Annotated in this window: 18 protein-coding genes; 8 read left to right on the top strand and 10 right to left on the bottom strand. The window is 43.8% G+C overall.

The annotated features are described in order from the left end of the window. Window positions 1-1,674, top strand: coding sequence for a fused response regulator/phosphatase (locus CHJ_RS09705; RefSeq protein WP_317917566.1), 1,674 nt, complete (start codon window positions 1-3; stop codon window positions 1,672-1,674). Window positions 1,675-1,728: 54 nt separating this feature from the next. On the opposite strand, the gene CHJ_RS09700 is transcribed toward CHJ_RS09705, so the two are convergent. Continuing rightward, window positions 1,729-2,640: a LysR family transcriptional regulator gene (locus CHJ_RS09700; RefSeq protein WP_317917565.1), complete on the bottom strand. Its 912-nt coding sequence runs from the start codon at window positions 2,638-2,640 to the stop codon at window positions 1,729-1,731. A 95-nt stretch (window positions 2,641-2,735) separates the two neighbouring features. On the opposite strand from CHJ_RS09700, the gene CHJ_RS09695 reads away from it, so the two are divergent. Next, entirely contained in the window at window positions 2,736-3,461 is a 726-nt protein-coding gene (locus CHJ_RS09695) for an NAD(P)H-binding protein (RefSeq protein ID WP_317917564.1), read from the top strand. Between the two features lie 109 nt (window positions 3,462-3,570). Here the strand turns inward: CHJ_RS09695 and CHJ_RS09690 are convergent, their stop codons facing one another. Next, on the bottom strand, window positions 3,571-4,212 hold the full coding sequence (locus tag CHJ_RS09690; RefSeq protein WP_317917563.1) for a hypothetical protein: 642 nt from the start codon (window positions 4,210-4,212) through the stop codon (window positions 3,571-3,573). A 277-nt stretch (window positions 4,213-4,489) separates the two neighbouring features. Between CHJ_RS09690 and CHJ_RS09685 the strand changes: the two genes are divergently transcribed. The 4 genes from CHJ_RS09685 to CHJ_RS09670 all read left to right on the top strand — a co-directional run bounded on the left by CHJ_RS09685 (window position 4,490) and on the right by CHJ_RS09670 (window position 7,802). Further along, complete coding sequence (locus CHJ_RS09685) at window positions 4,490-5,659, top strand: hypothetical protein (protein WP_171753212.1); 1,170 nt, start codon at window positions 4,490-4,492, stop codon at window positions 5,657-5,659. Window positions 5,660-5,804: 145 nt separating this feature from the next. Next, a complete protein-coding gene (locus CHJ_RS09680) occupies window positions 5,805-6,260 on the top strand; it encodes a hemerythrin domain-containing protein (protein ID WP_317917562.1) in 456 nt (151 codons plus the stop codon). After that, window positions 6,260-6,535 carry a DUF2249 domain-containing protein gene (locus CHJ_RS09675; protein ID WP_171753214.1) on the top strand — a complete coding sequence of 92 codons (276 nt, stop codon included), beginning with the start codon at window positions 6,260-6,262 and terminating at the stop codon, window positions 6,533-6,535. The genes CHJ_RS09680 and CHJ_RS09675 overlap by 1 nt, the downstream gene beginning before the upstream one ends. Continuing rightward, on the top strand, window positions 6,522-7,802 hold the full coding sequence (locus CHJ_RS09670; protein ID WP_317917561.1) for a hypothetical protein: 1,281 nt from the start codon (window positions 6,522-6,524) through the stop codon (window positions 7,800-7,802). Before CHJ_RS09675 ends, CHJ_RS09670 begins: the two co-directional genes overlap by 14 nt. A gap of 5 nt (window positions 7,803-7,807) precedes the next feature. Here CHJ_RS09670 and CHJ_RS09665 read toward each other — a convergent pair whose 3' ends face one another. Further along, entirely contained in the window at window positions 7,808-8,701 is an 894-nt protein-coding gene (locus tag CHJ_RS09665) for a LysR substrate-binding domain-containing protein (RefSeq protein ID WP_317917560.1), read from the bottom strand. Window positions 8,702-8,796: 95 nt separating this feature from the next. Here CHJ_RS09665 and CHJ_RS09660 point away from each other — a divergent pair, with 95 nt between their 5' ends. Next, entirely contained in the window at window positions 8,797-9,003 is a 207-nt protein-coding gene (locus tag CHJ_RS09660) for a DUF1127 domain-containing protein (RefSeq protein ID WP_317917559.1), read from the top strand. 56 nt (window positions 9,004-9,059) lie between these two features. Here the strand turns inward: CHJ_RS09660 and CHJ_RS09655 are convergent, their stop codons facing one another. The 6 genes from CHJ_RS09655 to CHJ_RS09630 all read right to left on the bottom strand — a co-directional run bounded on the left by CHJ_RS09655 (window position 9,060) and on the right by CHJ_RS09630 (window position 15,042). Further along, window positions 9,060-10,778 (bottom strand): extracellular solute-binding protein, encoded by a 1,719-nt coding sequence (locus CHJ_RS09655; protein ID WP_171753218.1) that lies wholly within the window; start codon window positions 10,776-10,778, stop codon window positions 9,060-9,062. A gap of 93 nt (window positions 10,779-10,871) precedes the next feature. Continuing rightward, a complete protein-coding gene (locus CHJ_RS09650) occupies window positions 10,872-11,144 on the bottom strand; it encodes a DUF2160 domain-containing protein (protein ID WP_171753219.1) in 273 nt (90 codons plus the stop codon). A 10-nt stretch (window positions 11,145-11,154) separates the two neighbouring features. Beyond that, window positions 11,155-11,973, bottom strand: a complete 819-nt coding sequence (locus tag CHJ_RS09645; RefSeq protein ID WP_171753220.1) for a carbohydrate ABC transporter permease — start codon at window positions 11,971-11,973, stop codon at window positions 11,155-11,157. A gap of 11 nt (window positions 11,974-11,984) precedes the next feature. After that, window positions 11,985-12,848 (bottom strand): carbohydrate ABC transporter permease, encoded by an 864-nt coding sequence (locus CHJ_RS09640; protein ID WP_171753221.1) that lies wholly within the window; start codon window positions 12,846-12,848, stop codon window positions 11,985-11,987. Next, complete coding sequence (locus CHJ_RS09635) at window positions 12,841-13,947, bottom strand: ABC transporter ATP-binding protein (protein ID WP_171753222.1); 1,107 nt, start codon at window positions 13,945-13,947, stop codon at window positions 12,841-12,843. The genes CHJ_RS09640 and CHJ_RS09635 overlap by 8 nt, the downstream gene beginning before the upstream one ends. A 6-nt stretch (window positions 13,948-13,953) precedes the next feature. Further along, window positions 13,954-15,042, bottom strand: coding sequence for an ABC transporter ATP-binding protein (locus tag CHJ_RS09630; RefSeq protein ID WP_171753223.1), 1,089 nt, complete (start codon window positions 15,040-15,042; stop codon window positions 13,954-13,956). Between the two features lie 331 nt (window positions 15,043-15,373). On the opposite strand from CHJ_RS09630, the gene CHJ_RS09625 reads away from it, so the two are divergent. After that, window positions 15,374-17,347 carry a sigma-54-dependent Fis family transcriptional regulator gene (locus CHJ_RS09625; protein WP_317917558.1) on the top strand — a complete coding sequence of 658 codons (1,974 nt, stop codon included), beginning with the start codon at window positions 15,374-15,376 and terminating at the stop codon, window positions 17,345-17,347. Between the two features lie 96 nt (window positions 17,348-17,443). Here CHJ_RS09625 and glpD read toward each other — a convergent pair whose 3' ends face one another. Continuing rightward, window positions 17,444-19,003: a glycerol-3-phosphate dehydrogenase gene (gene glpD / locus CHJ_RS09620; RefSeq protein ID WP_317917557.1), complete on the bottom strand. Its 1,560-nt coding sequence runs from the start codon at window positions 19,001-19,003 to the stop codon at window positions 17,444-17,446. Window positions 19,004-19,041: the final 38 nt, after the last annotated feature.

Genomic DNA, 19,041 nt, shown 5'->3' with positions numbered 1-19,041 from the left:
ATGAATGTAATTATTGTAGATGATCAAGCTAGTAATAGAGAGCTTTGCCGGTTGCTGTTAAAGCCTATTGCTAGCGACATTAAGATGTACGCCAATGGGCAAGAGTTGATCGATGCTTTACTGAACGCTTCTGCTTTACCGGATGTTATTTTATTGGATGTGATGATGCCGGTTAAGAATGGATTTATTGCGGCGTGTGAAATCCGAGAACGGTTCCCGCAGCATCACATTCCTATCATTTTTTTAACTGCGCTGGATGACGACTCATCATTCGAACAATGCTTATCTCTGGGTGACGACTTTATACTTAAGCCGGTAGAGAAAAGCGTTATTCAAGCTAAGGTGCAGGCGCATTTCAGAATATCTCATATGCACAACGAGGTGAAACAACAAAGAGATGAACTGAAACAGTTTCATGAGTTGATTGAATATGAGCACTCTGTTGCGGATTCGATATTTTCAAACTTAAAAAATGAGATGAACTTACATTTAAAGAACATCTCAGGAGTCGACTATTTATCAACCCCATCAACTCTATTTAATGGTGACTTGATCATTGCGGCTTGCCGTCCTCATGGTGGAGCCTACATTATGGTTGCCGATGCGACTGGGCATGGTCTTCCTGCCGCAATTTCAACGCTTCCGGCTGCTCGGGATTTCTTTAGCATGGCTAAAAAAGGGTTGTCATTAGGGGAGATCGTAACTGAGCTTAACTCGGTGATGGAGAGGTTTCTTCCGGTTGGAATGATGCTGGCTGCCAGCGTATTTGAAATTAAGGCCAGTGGTCTTGAATTCGCATTCTGGGGAGGAGGGTTACCCGATGGATTTTTACTGAACGCTGATGGCACAGTAGCGAGCAGACTTAAATCTAAACATATGCCTCTTGGCGTCTTAAAGAGCAATGAGTTTGAAGCGAATATAGAAGTCATTCAGGTGCTTCCTCAGCAAAAACTGTGCTGTTATACCGACGGCGTTATTGAAGCGAAGAATGCTCACGGTGAACTGTTTGGAGAGGCAAGACTGGAAGAGGTTTTGAGCTGTTCATCTCTGACTATCTCAAAGATTTACCACTCTGTTCACAATCATTCGAACAGATCGGTAGACGATGATCTGTCTATTTTAATTTTGGATTTCCCATTGATAAGTGGCTGTCCGGAAAGAACCGATGCCGCAGAAGCGCATATAAGTCAGTTGCCTTGCGACCTGTCAATCCACTTCGATGCTTCGTTGATCAGGGAGGTCATTTTGATGAATGAAGTCAGAAAAGTTTTGAACGGTATCATTGCAGGAAGTCATTTAGATCTAATCTGTACCGTGTTGTCTGAACTGCTTAGTAACGCGATTGATCATGGATTACTAGAGCTTGAATCCGACCTGAAACAAGAAGAAGATGGTTTTTATCTGTATTTTCAACAGCGTCAGGAAAAACTGAACCAATTAAGTGATGAAAAGTGGTTAACGTTTAATGCCAAGCATGACTCAGATAAAAAGCACTTTGTGTTGGTCGTTGAGCACAACGGTAGAGGGTTTGAGCATAGCAATCTAATACCTGACATCTCAAATAACCAGGTATGTGGAAGGGGGATAGCCATTGTAAGCGAGCTCTGTGATTCACTAGAGTATTCAAAGGCGGGTCGCTGTGCGACCGCGGTATACTCTTACAAAGCCCGTTGATGTCTGGAGGTGGAATATTGCTGAGTTTTGTTGCCTGCGATATCGGTGACCATGTTAGCCGGTTGCTTCTGCCAAGTACTGTTTAAGTTCATCTGCAACGAAGTCGAAAACTCGGCGAATTCGAAGGTTGGTGCGCAGTTCTTGATGACAAACTATCCAGACAGGTAAATGAATAGGCCGTACCAAGTGCTCAAAGGCTCGTACTAGCTGATTGTCCGCATCTCCAATATCTTGTGTTAGATAGATAAGGCCAAGACTTTCTTTACAGAGATTTAGCTGCATCAACTGACATTCAGAGGTCACTTTAATGTTGTCTTCTGTTAACTGGCCACCTTGCTGGTTTAGTTTTTCAATAATAGCGCTGTTATTGCTAAAGCCAATCACTTGCAAATCTTCAGCATCAGCCAAGGTTTTTACGGTTGAGAAAGGTTGCAAATACTCTTTTGTGCCATACAGCCAAACCACTTCATCGCCTAGTTTTCTGGCAATAAGGTCAGGTTGAGTGGGGTGGAAACTTCGAATTGCTATATCCGCTTCTCTGCGTTTGAGGTCGCTTACGTTATTTGTCACCACAACCTCAATTGAGATTCCGGGCTCTTTTTTTCGCAACTTGGCGATAATTTTGGGTAGGCGAAACACGGCATCCAGCTCACAGGCGGAGATAACAACTGTCCCTTCGAGCATTTGCGACTGACCATTGGCAACCAAAGAGAAGTCACTTGCGGCGTCACCCATTCGTCTTGCAACTTCTAGCAGCTCGACTCCTCCAGCAGTGAGCACAAGCTTTTGTCCTATTCTGTCAAATAGTGAAATTCCCAGCTCTTTCTCTAAAGCGGCCACTTGCCGGCTGAGTGTTGGTTGGGTCATGTTTAAAGCTTTCGCGGCTGCCGATAAAGACCCTTCTTGCGCTGTTACCAAAAAGGCTCGTGTGCGATTCCAATCAAAACAAACAGAATTCCAGTTCATACGTTTTTGTATAGCTCCATGCGATAATTGGCAGTTAACTGACCATTAATACATAGGCATACTACTTGGTAATTGAGTTCAAGCAAGGAGAAGTTATGAGGATATTGGTGCTAGGTGCTTCAGGGGCGACGGGTCGTTTGGTTGTAGAGCAGTTAATTAAGAGACGGCAGCGGGTAAGAATCATCGTTCGTTCATCCAAAGATCTATCGTCGATGATTACAGATAGCGATCTGGTTGAAGTGACATATGCGAGTGTACTGGATCTGACCGATCAGCAAATGATAGAGCAAGTACAAGGATGTGAGGCTGTAGTGTCATGCTTGGGGCATAATTTAACCTTTAAGGGAATATTCGGTCAGCCTCGGCGTCTGGTGACAGACGCGATAAAACGTGTGTACCGATCAATCAATGCTATCCAACCAGCAACACCGATAAAACTGGTATTAATGAGCACCACAGGGTTTCAGAATCAAGTTGAGGGAGAAAAAGTGTCCATGGCCCATAGAGCGATAGTCTCACTGTTGAGAGTCACTTTACCTCCTCATGTTGACAATGAACAAGCCGCGCTGTTTTTACAAGCTCAGCATAAACAGCTTTCTAAGTTTATTGAGTGGGCAGCAGTACGCCCTGACAGCTTGGTTGACCATACTCAGGTTACACCATACCACCTACATGCTTCGCCGCAGCATGACCCTATTTTTGATTCACAAAAAACAAGCCGTATAAACGTGGCCCATTTTATAGCAGAGCTGGTTACGACTCCTCGCATATGGGATAAGTGGCACAGTAAATTGCCGGTGATTTATAATGAATCGTTTTAGTAGCTTGTTTGACTTGTACGTGAACTAAAGCGTTAGCAAAGTTAGAAGTGCCAAAAGTTAGAGGTGCGTGTATTCGCAAGAACGCTTTTCGCAGGATCGTTAGCGGTTTTTACGGCCTCTTTTGCGTTAACCAGAAATTACCGTAGTAGAGCTTCTCTAACTTAACCTGACCGCCTTGTTGCAGCAGGACAAATTCTAGATCGGATTTCTTCTTGGCAACGGTGATGTAATGGCGAATGCCATCTTCTGTTGTTTTGGTCTCGTAATAACCTAAATCGACAGGTTTTATTTTTTGCTTTAGCAGATAAGTGTACTGTCTCTTTAAGTTATTGTTTTGGATGTCTAAAGTGACTTGCTGAAGCAATAGTGTGAACGGATAAGCGGCTTCTTCCATGGATTCCTGAGTGTTCTTGAGACGGTTTTTCATCTCCATAGTGCGAAAATCATAACTGTACGAACGGTGGTTAGAGCCAATTTCTTCTTCATAGCTTGTGTACACGGGAACAATTTGATCACTTTCCACTTTATATACGCCTTGTTCTTCCACATCGGCATCAATAAATAGAAAAGAGCCTTTTGCGCGTGATTTATATTGGCATACCTGCTGTTCACAGCTTGAGGTAATCGACAGATCGCCAAGCGTGATGGGGCCAAAACCTACCGAGTATTCGCTGCTGTTAGCCGCTAATGGCACTATAGTGAGGATAGTCGCCATAAGTTTTAGATAAATATTCGTTGCTGTTTTTTTCATATTTTTTATTCACTAATGCTCTGTAAATTTCGCTAGGTCATTTGTAAAGTATAGTTGCTACAAGCTATATATACCTTAATTAACCTTATACCACATGTTGAGGCTATCCAAGTTAAGATCGGTTTTTGAGTCGCTTGCCTCTCAGTTAACCAATTGCGATGTAATGCATTACTTTTTTGATTTCGTCTATAATCAAAATGATAGTCGCGAAAGGTCAACAGACCCTAGGGTTATGCTGAGAAGGAACTGGATATTACACAAGAATGTGTTGTAGGAGATGACGCCTATTAAACAAAAGAGTATGGACATCAACCGCTATTGTTACGCAAAGCTTTTGCTGCCGACCACATTTATACGGCTGCTTAATGTGGTGGTGCGTATTCCAATCTACTTGTTTGTTTTGCTATTACCCAGTTACGCTTCTGCTCAACCAGCCTCTGGTGTTGAGTTTGGGAAAAGCTCGTTATCCAATATGCCCGTTATTCTTCAAGACTACATCGAAGAGATGCACCCGCCAATAGACGATAACTGGGCCGATGCAACAGAAAGCTACTTCGCCACCATGGTTCATGACTTTAGTACCTATATTGATCACGGCTTAGCAAAAGATGAAGATGAGCAGCAGTTAGAAAATCGCAGCTATTTACGCCTCCGTACTAACTTTAATTACACCCACCGAGGCGATTTTGACTCAAAGGGGCGTGTTTCTGTGCGAGTGGACTTACCCCATGTAGAAGAGAACTGGAACCTAATATTTGATACCGACCCAGATGACTATGATTCGTTAGAGAACAAGCAGCGTGATTTAGGAGGGGGGAGGACAACCACTTCTAATGAAGGAGCGATTGGTGGTGTTCGTTTAGAAGGGGACCAAATTAAACACTGGAAAACTAAGTTTGATATCGGTATCAAAATACGTTGGCCAATCGACCCGTTTGTTCGTACCGAGTTACAACGCGTAGAGAACGTAACCGACGACTGGGTTACGCAGTTCAGACAAGAGTTATTCTATTACCACTCTATTGGTTTAGGGTCACTTACAGAACTGAATTTTTTCTATCCAGTGAATGACAATCACTCAACGATTCTATCCCTTAACTCTAGTGCCCAGTATCTTTATGAAGATTATGGCTGGGAGCTGTTGCAGCAAGTTGTCTTAGCTGATCGAATCAACAGAGAACATTTAATGGAGTACTCGGTTGGTATTGATATTGAGCCAAAAGCGTCTGATGAGATCGGCAACTATTGGTTATCAGCAACTTGGCGTCACAAGTTGTATAAGAACTGGTTGTTTCTAGCCATCACTTCACAGGTTGATGCCCCTAGAGAGTACAATTACAAAGCCAACCCTGGTGTATTGATTGAAGTTGAGGCCTTTTTCTCTCGAAACCGGAAAGTGGATCGCTTGCGTAGAAGTATTCCTGCACCAACTCGGACAATCAACTGATCTGATGCTCTGCAAGTCACAGAGCCCACGCCTATTGAGAGTGGAATATTGTGTGATCACTTAGAGATATACACCTTTAAAGGTATATATTTTATCAATAATAACCTCTATATTTACTTTTTCGGATAAAGGTAAAGAGAGAGTTATGTCGAACATTCAAGAATTTATGACTGAGCATCACAAAAACTGTGATGATCTTTTAGTGGACGCGGAAGGGGCTCTTGCAAAGGCAAATTGGACGGATTTTGAAGCAGCGTGGAACAAGTTTGATGCGGAAACGCAGCACCACTTTGCGTTAGAGGAAGATATTTTGTTTCCTGAGTTTGAGAAGCAAACCGGTATGACTGGCGGACCAACCATGGTTATGCGTCAAGAACATAGTCAAGTTCGAGCGATGTTTGACCAGATGCAGCAGGCCATTCAAACGCAAGATACTGACAGAGCTATGGGGATTATCGAGAGTGTTATGTTGCTAATACAGCAGCACAATATGAAAGAAGAGCAGATTCTTTACCCTATGTCAGACAACCATTTAGCCAATGGAGCGGAGATTGTGGGCCAAATGAAGAACACCTCGGTTTCATGCGACAATGATAAATAATGGTTAACGTTACCTATCTTGATGTGAGCGAGCTGGAACCACCACAACCGATGAGAGAGATATGTAATACGCTTGCCACTATGTCTAAGGGAACGGTATTGCATGTATTTCATCGACGCGAACCCGTCCCTCTCTATGATATGTTGCGTGAAAAATATGCCTTTCAACATCAGCAGTTACAAGAAAGCTGCCACCATATCTATATCTGGCATTTAGGTGATGTTAAGTGTGAACACTATGTAAGGACTGCATTGCATGCGAATGACAGGACTTAATTTTGACGCAATCCCTGAGTTGCACGTACCACTGCGCTTTTATTTAACGGCGCCTCTGTTCGCCATTCTGGCGTCACTGCTGTTTATCGATCAAGGCAGTACGATCTGGTTGAGTCGCTGGTTGCCGGCTTCGCTGGCGATTACGCATCTTTTTGCTCTCGGTGTCATGGCAATGGTGATGATTGGCTCTCTATATCAGGTTATGCCGGTGTTGTGTGGTGCCCCCATTCCTACCAGTAAATGGTCTCTGTTGTTGATTCATGCAGGGCTAACCGCCGGAACACTGTTGCTGTGCGCAGGGTTTCTAGGTTGGATATCCTTGATGGCGAGTTTTGTCGTATTGGCAATGAGTTTGGGTTATTTTATCGTCTCCATTCTGTGGGTATTAATACGAAATGCCAGTGGTCAACAGACCAGAACGCCAATACTGATGGCGGTGTCCGCGTTAGCCCTACTGCTGGTGGTTGGACTGCTGCTGTTATCAAGCTATTTGTGGGGTTTCCAGCCTACGGTAGGCAAGAGTCTTACTCATCTACATGCCAGTTTAGGTTTGTTTGGCTGGGTGCTGTTACTTATGATGGCGGTCAGCTTTCAGGTTATCCCCATGTTTCATGTCACCCCTGTCTTTCCTCGGTTGTGGCGTGTTGGCCTAACGGCATCTACGGTTGTTGGATTGGTAGCGATGACATTGGCGACGTTTCTTGCCTATGATCTGACCTATTTTGCGATGTTTCTTGCCAGTATTGCCATACTTTATGCCGCCGTTGCTCTTTCTCGTTTAGCACAAAGAAAAAGAAAGCTGCCGGATGTTGTGGTTAATTATTGGCAGTCAGGGTTTGCCTGCCTGATATTGGCCAGTTTACTTGTCATCGCGATGGAGTATGCATCACCGATGTGGCAAGTTAAGTTAGAGGTGTTGGTTGCATTGATCATCGGCTTGGGTTTTATCGTTGGAATCATGCAAGGTATGTTATTAAAAATTGTCCCTTTTTTAATAAGTCTACATTTGCAACCTATTGCCATGCAAAACCCCTCAGCCATGATGCTGCTACCGGATCATTATCGTCTGATTAGTCGCAAGCAGTGCCGTGTTCAATACTGGTTATATGTTTTGGTTTTAGCCAGCATCGCGGTGTCGTTTTTTGTGCCATCACTCTCTTTTACTATGGGTCTTTCCTTAATGCTTAACTGGCTTGTGGTTGGATTGAATTTGCTACAAGCCAGTAAGATTTTCTTCACTGTACGCAAACAGATGTTAGCCTTGTAATCTTGCTAGCTAATCTCTGTAAACAGTTGAATTTGAGACTGTAACCATTGACAAAATATAGCCACTTTTTCTCGTTTAAAGTGGCTTTTTGGTGCACATAAATAGTAACTGTAGTTAGACTTCGCTGATTGCTGGCCAATCCGTACCAGTTGACCGTCCCGTATATAGCGATAAGCAAGGCTATGCTTTACCAGTGCTACGCCTTGTCCGGCTAATGCCCCTTCCAGAATATAACTTGAACCATTATATTTTAATGTTGGCTTGGTGTTCTCGATAGATAAGTTGCTTAGCCAGCTTCTCCAATCCATATCGGGCCACACATCTTCGATAAGGTTAGCATGAGCAAGATCTGACATCTGAAATAGATGATGCTCTTGTTGGTATCTAGGGTGACAAGCAGGGTAAAGCTCCTCATCCATTAACCAGATACTCTGAAGGTTTTTATAATCTCCTTTACCGTATCGAATACAGAGATCCACGGAATCATCATCAAAAGTAACCAGCTCATTTCTTGGGTCCATCAGCAAGGAGATCTCTGGATTATCCGCTCTGAAGTGATTGAGTCTCGGCATTAACCAGTGTTGGGCAAAAGAAGGGTGGGTAGAGATAGAAAGACGGTGAGGATAGGGGTCTTTGCTCAATGATTTGACGCCATGTTGTATTTCGGCAAAGCCTTTACTCGCTGAGTGAAACAGTTTTACCCCTTCGTCGGTGAGCGTGATATTGCGATGCTGACGTATAAATAGATCGCATCCTAGCCACTCTTCCAGTTGGCGTATTTGTTGGCTTACTGCGGCAGGGGTGACGAACAGGCTTTCTGCCGCATCCTTGAAACTGCCTTTATTGGCTGCACAATAAAAGTAATACAAACTTTGTAGCGGAGGCATGCTTTGTTTCACATTAGTTTTCCTTAACTGACCATCAATTTCTATCGTTTGAAGCAAAATAGAGTATAGACCAATATAACGTTATCAAGTCAGTGAAGGAGAGCGTTATGAGTCATGCATTAATCAGTGTTGAATATAGAGCGGTATATTTTGTAAAGAATACGGTTAAGTATTTCTATACGCTTATAACACGCTGGCAGCGAAACTGGTCCACGCGAAAACACTTAGCGGCACAGTCTGACTTTATGCTTGAAGATGTTGGCATTACACATGAACAGGCAAAAGCGGAAGCAAATAAACCGTTTTGGCGTTAATAAAAAAGTGCCAGCTCTTTGCTAGAGTCTGGCACTTAGTTTATTTAGGCTGACAATTACTGTGCGATTAAATCTTTATAAGCAATTGTTTTACCTTGTGGTTTCTCGTTAGCCAGTTTCGCTTTAGGCGAACCAGGTTGTGATAGCCAGTACTCAGCCCCTTTCTCAGGGTTAAGTTTAGGACCACACTCTCCTTGAGCCCCACTGCGTTCTAGGCGGCGCAATACTTTATCTTGCGCTTTCGCTAATCCATCTAAAGCTTGCTGAGGTGTTTTCTCTCCACTCGCCGCTTCAGATACATATTGCCACCAAAGTTGAGCAAGTTTTGGATAGTCTGGCACATTGGTTCCTGTAGGAGTCCACTGTTTACGTGCATCGCTACGGTAAAACTCAACTAAGCCACCCAGTTTTGGAGCAATATCGGTCATCGCCTGAGAGTTGATGTCTGACTCACGAATTGGTGTTAAGCCAACCAGAGTTTTCTTCAAACTAACCGATTTTGATACAACAAACTGAGCATAGAGCCATGCTGCTTTACGACGGTCTAGAGGTGTGCTGTCTAAGAAGGTCCAAGAGCCCGCATCTTGATAACCCAGTTTCATACCATCTTCCCAGTATGGACCTCTTGGTGATGGAGCCATACGCCATTTTGGCGTACCATCTTCATTCACTACAGGTAATCCCGGTTTGGTCATATCGGCTGTAAACGCGGTGTACCAGAAAATCTGTTGAGCAATGGAACCTTGTGCAGGAACAGGGCCAGCTTCACCAAACGTCATGCCTTGTGCTTCAGGTGGCGCATACTGTTTGAGCCAGTCAACATATTTGGTTGTGGCGTAAACAGCAGCAGGTCCATTGGTTGCTCCCCCGCGTGAAACGCTAGAACCAGCAGGTTGACAGCCTTCAATGCGGATGCCCCATTCATCAACAGGTAAGCCATTAGGTATTCCTTTATCACCTGCGCCAGCCATAGAGAACCATGAGTCAGTAAAACGCCAGCCTAAAGAGGGGTCTTTCTTACCGTAATCCATGTGACCATAGACTGGTTTACCATCAATCATTTTTACTTTGTCGGTAAAGAACTCAGCAATATCTTCATACGCAGACCAGTTTAGTGGTACACCTAACTCATAACCGTAAGCTTGTTTGAATTTCGCTTTAAGATCCTCACGTTCAAACCAATCTGCACGGAACCAATATAAGTTAGCAAATTGTTGATCAGGTAATTGATAAATCTTGCCATCCGGACCGGTGGTAAAGTCTAAACCAATAAAATCAGGAAGATCTAACATTGGGTTGGTGACTTCTTTACCGTCTCCTTTGATAAAATCACTGATTGGCACGACTTTTCCGTAACGGAAGTGTGTACCAATAAGATCGGAGTCATTGATATAGGCATCGTAAATATTACGGCCTGTCTGCATTTGTGTTTGCAGTTTTTCAACAACATCACCTTCTTGGATCAGGTCATGATTGACCTTAATACCTGTAATTTCATAAAAGGCTTTTGCTAATGTTTTGGCTTCGTACTCATGCGTAGTGATGGTTTCGGAGGCGACATTTATTTCCATTCCTTGGAAAGGTTTAGCGGCATCGATGAACCATTGCATCTCTTGTTGCTGCTCAGAGTTAGATAATGTTGATGGAGTAAACTCTGAATCCAGCCATTTTTTTGCTGCCGACATATCAGCATAAGCATTTGGTGACAGTGCGGCCATTGCGATAGCGATAGACAAGCAGCGTCCTAGGTAAGATTTTTTCATATCCGTTTGCATTGTTATTTAAACTCCTGTTATGAGTATGTTTCCTACCGAAAGCAACCAAGCTGACGGTAGGTGTCGTTCTACGTTATTGGTATTACGTTTTTGTTATCCCCACTTAAGTACGGTACACAGCCAAATTACAGAAACTGTAAACGGCACCCAGATGCTCATTTCGCTTAATCCCACAAAACCCAAATGAATAAATGCCGAACTAAGTAAACCGATAAATAAGCGATCACCTCGCGTAGTGGTAATAGGCAAAAAGCCTTTGCGCTCTACGCATGGAAATTTGATTTCAAGTACCGTCATAGTGATAAGAATCAAAGCGATACCTGTAAAAAATAGTGCTGATGGGGTGGTCCAAGCCATCCAACTCATACTGTTCTCCTTATACGCGACCTAGCGCGAATCCTTTTGCCACGTGATTACGAACAAACCATATAACCAATATGCCCGGCAGAATCGTTAGCACACCTGCGGCGGCAAGAACTCCCCAATCAATACCGGAGGCACTGACGGTTCGAGTCATCACGGCTGAGATTGGTTTTGCGTCTACGGACGTTAATGTTCGTGCCAGTAGCAGTTCTACCCAGCTGAACATAAAGCAGAAGAATGCCGACACGCCAATGCCTGAACGGATCATGGGTAAGAAAATCTTCACAAAGAACTTAGGAAAACTGTAGCCATCAATATAGGCGGTTTCATCGATCTCCCGTGGCACGCCTGACATAAAGCCTTCCAGAATCCATACCGCCAATGGCACATTAAACAGACAGTGTGCTAAAGCGACCGCAATGTGTGTGTCGAACAGCCCCACTGATGAGTAAAGCTGGAAGAAGGGCAGCAAAAACACCGCGGGAGGAGCCATTCTGTTGGTTAGCAGCCAGAAAAACAGATGCTTATCACCAACAAAACGGTAACGTGAAAACGCATAAGCCGCAGGTAAGGCCACAAGCAGGGTGATGCACATGTTCATCACCACGTAGATGATGGAGTTGACATACCCCATATACCAAGAAGGATCAGAAAATATGGTTCGGTAGTTATCCAGAGTCCAAGTGTTAGGTAGGAAACTCAAGCCACCTAATATCTCTTGGTTCTCTTTAAACGACATGTTTAGCAGCCAATAAATCGGCAACATTAAACAGATAATATAAAGGGCTAAGCCGAATATCTGTAAGTGTCGGGTATATTTAGATTTGGTCATAATTGCGCCTCTTACTTATTTTCGCTGTGGGTCATTGCGGTATAGAAAGCCCAGCTGACCAATAAAATGATAAGAAAATAGATGATAGAAAAAGCGGCTGCGGGGCCAATGTCGAACTGACCAATCGCCATTTTTGTTAGTGCCTGACTGAGGAAGGTGGTTGAGTTTCCGGGGCCTCCTCCGGTAAGTACGAACGGTTCGGTGTAGATCATAAAGCTGTCCATGAAACGGATAAGCACACCGATAAGCAGCACATTTTTTAGCTTAGGCAACTGAATATAGCGAATGATTGACCATGTGGACGCTCGGTCGATATTGGCGGCTTGATAATATGCATCCGGAATAGCGCGAAGACCTGAGTAACACAGAAGCGCAATAAGAGATGTCCAGTGCCAGATATCCACTAACAAGACCGTTAGCCATGCATCAATAGGGTTGCCCGCATAGTTGTAGTCAATGCCGATAGAATTCAACGCCCAACCAAATAAGCCAATATCTGCACGGCCAAAAATCTGCCAGATAGTGCCGACTACGTTAAGAGGAATAAGTAGCGGAACCGCAAGAACGATGAGACAAAATGCAGACCATTTGCCTTTGGTCGGCATGGTTAACGCAACGGCGATGCCCAGCGGTACTTCAATCAATAGTACGGCAAATGAAAAACCGAACTGGCGTAATAATGCACCTTGCAAACGTTCATCATTAAGCATCTCTTTGTACCATTCCGTGCCGACAAAATAAGCTGTATCAGCGTCAAAAATGTCCTGAATGGAATAGTTAACAACGGTCATTAGCGGCACGATGGCGCTGAACGCAACCAGCAAAAATACCGGTAATACCAGAAACCACGCCTTGTTGTTGACGACTTTATTCATGTTCTTCTCCCGTGGAAACTAAGTAATCATTGAGATACAACATGGTCCACTGCTCTGGAAAGCTGATATAGGCATGACCTTGAGGAACCGGCTGATCTTCTTGTAACCGCACTTTTATTTGCTGCTGACCAAGAGTTAGAGAGAGAATTTTGTAGGTTCCCAAATCTTCCACATGGGAGACCAAGGCCTTCATTGCCGATGCGTTGGGTTGCTCCCATACATGAACAAATTCCGGGCGAATGCCTATTTTTAGGTTTTGGCTGTGACTTTTGGCGAGTACCTCTCTGAGCTGAGGAGCCAATGGCAATTCTATCTCATCAAATGCAACGCCATGTTCTGTTGCCGTTACGTCAATAAGGTTCATGCCCGGGCTGCCTATAAAGTAGCCGACAAAAGTGTGGTTTGGACGTTCAAAAAGTTCTCGCGGTGTGCCGAACTGCACGATTTGGCCGTTGTACATAACGGCGATTTTGTCGGCAAAGGTGGAAGCCTCAAGCTGATCATGAGTCACGTAAACCATCGTGATATTGAACTGCTGGTGGATCTGCTTAAGCTTGCGTCTTAGTTTCCATTTTAATTGTGGGTCTATGACGGTTAATGGCTCATCAAAGAGGATGGCAGAAACATCATCTCGAACCAGACCTCTTCCCATCGATACTTTCTGTTTTTCATCTGCGGTAAGGTACTGCGCTTTTTTTGTCAGTACTGGCGTAAGTTCTAAGATATTGGCAATGTCGGTGACTTTAGTGTGAATTTTGTCTTTGTTAACCTTCATATTTCTTAGAGGGAAGGCCAAATTGTCATAAACCGTCATCGTGTCGTATATCACCGGAAACTGAAAAACCTGAGCAATATTGCGTTCTTGAGGAGGAAGGTGGTTTACTTTTTTACCGTCAAACAAAACCTCGCCATTTGAAGGACTCATCAGGCCGGAGATAATGTTAAGCAGCGTGGATTTTCCGCAGCCTGACGGCCCTAATAGGGCAAAAGCTCCCCCTTGTTCCCATGTGTGAGTCATCTCTTTAATGGCATAGATGGACTCGTCGTTAGGTGCTTTATCGTATGTATGAGCAAGCGAATTCAGCGTGATCTGAACCATACCGGATTACCCTCTTAAAATTGGACTAGGGGCATGGAGCAGTTTTTCATCCATGCCAAAAACATAAAACTTATGAATAGGGATATATATTTTGATAACTTCATCCACGTTGTAGCGATGAACACCAGGTATATGCAGGACCAGTTCAAAGTGCTTATTTCTTAGGTGTAAAAAGGTTTCTGAACCACTAATTTCGGCAACCTCAACAGTCACGGTGAGTTCTACATCATCATCATTTTTGGGTAACAAGCTGAGGTGGCTTGGTCGTATACCAAATATGTAGCTGCCTTTTTCAAGGTGCTTGAGTGACTGATTGAGAGGGAAGTGAGCATCTTGGTCGAAACTGACTTCCGCATCCGTGACCTCACCTTTCATCAAGTTAATCGGTGGTTCGCTGAACAAGCTGGCTGAAATGACGGTATTGGGTTGATGGTATACCGCGGTGGTTTCACCAGACTGAATCACTCTACCTTCATGCAGAATCGTGGTTGTGCCACCTAAGGCTAAGGCTTCATTAGGTTCGGTCGTGGCGTATATAGCGATGGTATGGCGTGTTTTAAATAGTTCGCGCATTTCTTGGCGAAGCTCTTCACGTAACTTGTAGTCCAAGTTAACTAACGGCTCATCAAATAAGATTATCTCTGCATCCTTAACAAGCGCTCTCGCCATAGCGGTACGCTGCTGCTGTCCCCCAGAGAGCTCTAATGGGTTTCTAGTGAGATAGTCGGTAATTCTTAACATTTCAGCCGTTGAGTGAACGCGCTCTTTAATGTCGCTATCAGACATACCCGCCAGTCTTAATGGTGAGGCGATATTCTCAAACACCGATAAGTTTGGATAATTGATAAATTGCTGATACACCATAGAGATATTTCGCTCTCTAACGGGTGTGGTGGTTACATCGGTTCCATTCACTAAGATGCGACCTGATGTTGGTCTATCGAGTCCAGCGATCAAACGCATCAAGGATGTTTTTCCTGCCAACGTTCGGCCGAGAAGAACATTAAACGATCCCGGTTCGAATACCAGGTTGGCATCAATAATATGATCCTCACCGTCAAACGATTTGCATACCTGCTCCAGTGTTAATGACACTTAGTTCTCCTTACTTCGAACATATTTATTTTCGCTAATGTTCGTTATTGCTAAAGTCGTGCCAAAAAATGATTTAGATTAACAAAATTGCAACATTATTTGATATCAATATGATATTAAAGGGTTTATTTAATTATTTCGAAATAGAGGTCTTCTATAAGTCAATAACTTAGAGTTGAGTTAATAATCTAGTATGTTACATAAATGTGTTCATTGTGTTCATTTGGTGTTACGGTGACTGAACAATAGCGGAACAGTGTATGTAAACGAACATAGTGGTTTTTTGGGTATAAGAAGCGACTGTGTTGCTGTACAGAGAGTAAAAAACAGTATGAAATCGGAACGACAATCCATTATTCGTGAGTCGTGGCAGCGTTGCCGAGAAGCCGGCTTAACCCACAGCAGCGAGCCTATCATTGAGATCAACACCAGCAATGAACTTAATCATGTTCTTGATGAAAATCACGGCTTGGTCAGTGCCACTCAACAGAAGGTGCTGCCTTTTTATGACAACTTGTTGTCTAACAGCAATTGTATTGTGATGCTTGCAGACACTAACGGCCAGTTGCTCAATTCTTGGGGTGATCATTGGAGCAAAAATAAACAGAGTCAAAGAGTGTTTGGTCATGGTGTTCACTGGAAAGAGTCTCTTCTGGGAACCAATGCAATAGGAACCGCTCTCGAAACAGGCTCCATTGTTCAGGTGTTCCATGATGAACACTTTTTGTTGTCCAATCGATTTATGACCGGCTCTGCTGCTCCATTGTTTGATGCCGAGCGCCGTATGACGGGTGTTCTGTCCATTTCTAGTGATGCCTACATTCCAACGGCACATACTCTAGGAATGGTAAAATTGATGTCACAAGCGATTGAAAACCAGTTAATTGTCTCTCAATTTCATACAGAACATTTCCTATTTTGGTTTAACACCAGTGCTGACAATATTGATAGTCAATGGTCTTCTCTGCTTGTATTTGACGAGAAAGGGATGGTGATATCGGCCAATCGCCGGGCAGAAGTGGTACTCGGTGGCGACTTGGGCTTACAGAGCATTGAACAACTGTTTGATGTGAAACTGTCGCAACTTTTATCGCATCCAGCGTATACGCCTTTGACCTTTTCATGTCGTCAGCAGTTTAAATTTCATGGCATTGTTATTCCTCCTTCTATTCCTAAAGGCAGATTATTGGACTTTCGAAAAGGCACGAAACCGAAGGCGTCTAATGAAAAGCAACAAGTTTTGGATCTTCAACGTTTAGATATGGGGGATAAGCGATTATCCAAAGCCATATTGCAAGCGAGAAAAATCCTAGATACCGATATCCCCATATTGATACATGGCGAAACAGGGGTAGGTAAAGAGGTGTTCGTTAACGCGTTGCATCTTGCAAGTGAACGGCGAGACGCTGCTCTCATTGCGGTAAATTGCGCGGCAATCCCGTCTGAGCTTGTTGAATCTGAACTGTTTGGTTATGAGAAAGGAGCGTTTACCGGTGCCCATAATAAAGGTTATGTTGGTTTAATCAGAAAGGCAGATAAAGGCACTCTGTTTTTGGATGAGCTGGGGGATATGCCGCTAAAAGTGCAGGCTAGGTTGTTAAGAGTACTGCAAGAACGAAAAGTGACCCCTTTAGGTTCAACAACCTCTTATCCTGTTGATTTTAAACTTGTCTCTGCGACCAACAGGCAGTTAAAAGAAGATGTGGCGTCTGGGCAGTTTCGCCAAGATCTGTTTTACAGAGTATCGGGTTTAAACATTACTCTGCCTAGTTTGCGGGAACGGACTGATAAAGATGTTTTGATACAGTATTTGCTCGATAAGTACGCCTCTGATAATAGCCAAGCGACCATCTCCATTGAGGTGCTGTCCATGTTTCGTTCTCACCCATGGCCGGGAAATATTCGCCAAATGGTGAATGTCATTCAAATTGCTTTAGCGATGGCGGAGCCAGACACCATAACGGTACAACACCTTCCTGACGATTTTCTGAGTGATTTTGAAAACAGTCGTGCTTCATTGACGGTGGCTGAGTCGCAACATACCAGTCGGTTTTCGCCAAGTCAGGGTTCAGGAAATAACAGTAATCTTCTGCCGAATGATTCATTTGATCTTCATTATCCTCAAACGGATGAGATGAACCATCCGTTGGATTCTGGTCTTCCGTTACCGTTAGAGAGAGAAAATCAATCTAACTGGCATCAGGTCTATTTGCGGGAAAATGGCAATATTTCTGCAACGGCAAAGGCATTAAATATCAGTAGGAATACCTTATACAGACGACTGCGAGAGGCTGGGTTGAAGTAATAAAAAGAGTTGCCTCAATGAATCATCCGTTTATCTGATAATTCATTGAGGCATTGGATTTAACTGTTACTCGTTATCGTGGTTGAGGTGATTGAATTATGCGTAGTTTACGGGTTGTTGATCGGTTTCAGCATCAACACTTGAGTTAACAGTCGTATCAGCACTACTTTTATCCAGATCCAAATAGTTTTGCAGTTGCTCTATTTCGCTAGAGGTGAATTCCAATCCAAGTTTACTTCTTCGCCACAATATATCTTCTACAGATATTGCCCACTCATGATGAATCAGGTAGTCCACTTCAGCTTGATATAAACCGTGGCCAAAGTGTTGACCGAGCTGTTGTAGAGACTCTTTTCCTGCCATGAATAGATTGACACGTGTTCCATATGCTCTTACCCAGCGAGCTAAAATATCATCTTGAACCCAAGGATAAGCATTGATGAATGAAAGTTGTAAAGAGTCTCGAGAGGTGAACTCTCCCCCAGGCAAAATGGCCTCTTTTGTCCATGCTGGTGTCATGGATGGAAAGTAGGGGGCAAGTTGATCCACCGCGGCCTGACCCAGTTTACGATAGGTGGTTAACTTGCCACCAAAAATGGAAAGTAGCGGGGCATCGTCTAACTCATCATCCAACTCGATGGTGTAGTCTCGAGTAACGGCTTGTGCATCTGAAGACTCATCTTCACACAGTGGTCTAACTCCTGACCAAGTCGAAACCACATCTTGTGGTGAAACTTTATCAATGAAGTGTTGATTAGCAATATCGCATAGGTAGTTTATTTCATCATCATCAATTACTACCTTTTTGGGATCGCCTTTAAACTCCACATCAGTGGTGCCGATAACCGAATACTTGTCCAGATAGGGGAGTACAAACACAATTCGTTGGTCTTGGTTTTGTAGAATAAAGGCATGGTCACCTTGGTACATGCGCGGCACGATGATATGACTGCCTTTTACCAGACGAATTCCTCGCGGTGACGGCATTTTTAACTGCTGATCAAAAAACTTATCAACCCAAGGACCCGCTGCATTGACTAAGGCTTTACATTTAACCTGCTGAGTTTCACCGCTTATGCTGTCTTTAATATCAATCAACCAGCCATCTTGGTTGCGAGTTGCGTTAGTGCATTGAGCACGAGTGTGAATTTTGGCTCCTTTCTCCTCTGCTAACTTGGCATTGATTACCACCAGACGAGCATCGTCTACTGAGCAGTCTGAATATTCAAAGCCTTGAGACATCTCTGGCAACAAAGGGCCATTTTGGTCAAATTTGACACCATGACTGGCGGGTAGAGACACTCTCTTGCCAATGTTGTCATAGAGAAAAAGACCGGCACGAATCATCCAAGCCGGACGTAAATGTGGACGGTGAGGCAACCTAAATCGAAGAGGGGCCACAAGGTGAGGTGCATTTTTTAGCAGCACTTCTCGTTCAGCGAGTGCTTCACTCACCAAACGAAACTCATAATGCTCAAGGTAACGAAGTCCACCGTGAATTAGTTTGCTGCTCGCGGAAGAGGTGGCTGAGGCCAGATCGTTCATTTCATACAATGCGACGTTTAGTCCGCGACCTGCGGCATCACTTGCTATTGCAACACCATTTATGCCGCCGCCAATAACAACTAAATCATATTTCGTCTCATTATCCTGCATATTAATACCTATGTTCGTTTTGTGGTCATTATGCTCGT

The sequence above is a fragment of the Vibrio sp. MACH09 genome, from assembly GCF_033238805.1.
Lineage (GTDB): Bacteria > Pseudomonadota > Gammaproteobacteria > Enterobacterales > Vibrionaceae > Vibrio.
The sequence above is the reverse complement of the archived record's forward strand: the minus strand, read 5'-3'. Positions and strand labels throughout refer to the sequence as shown.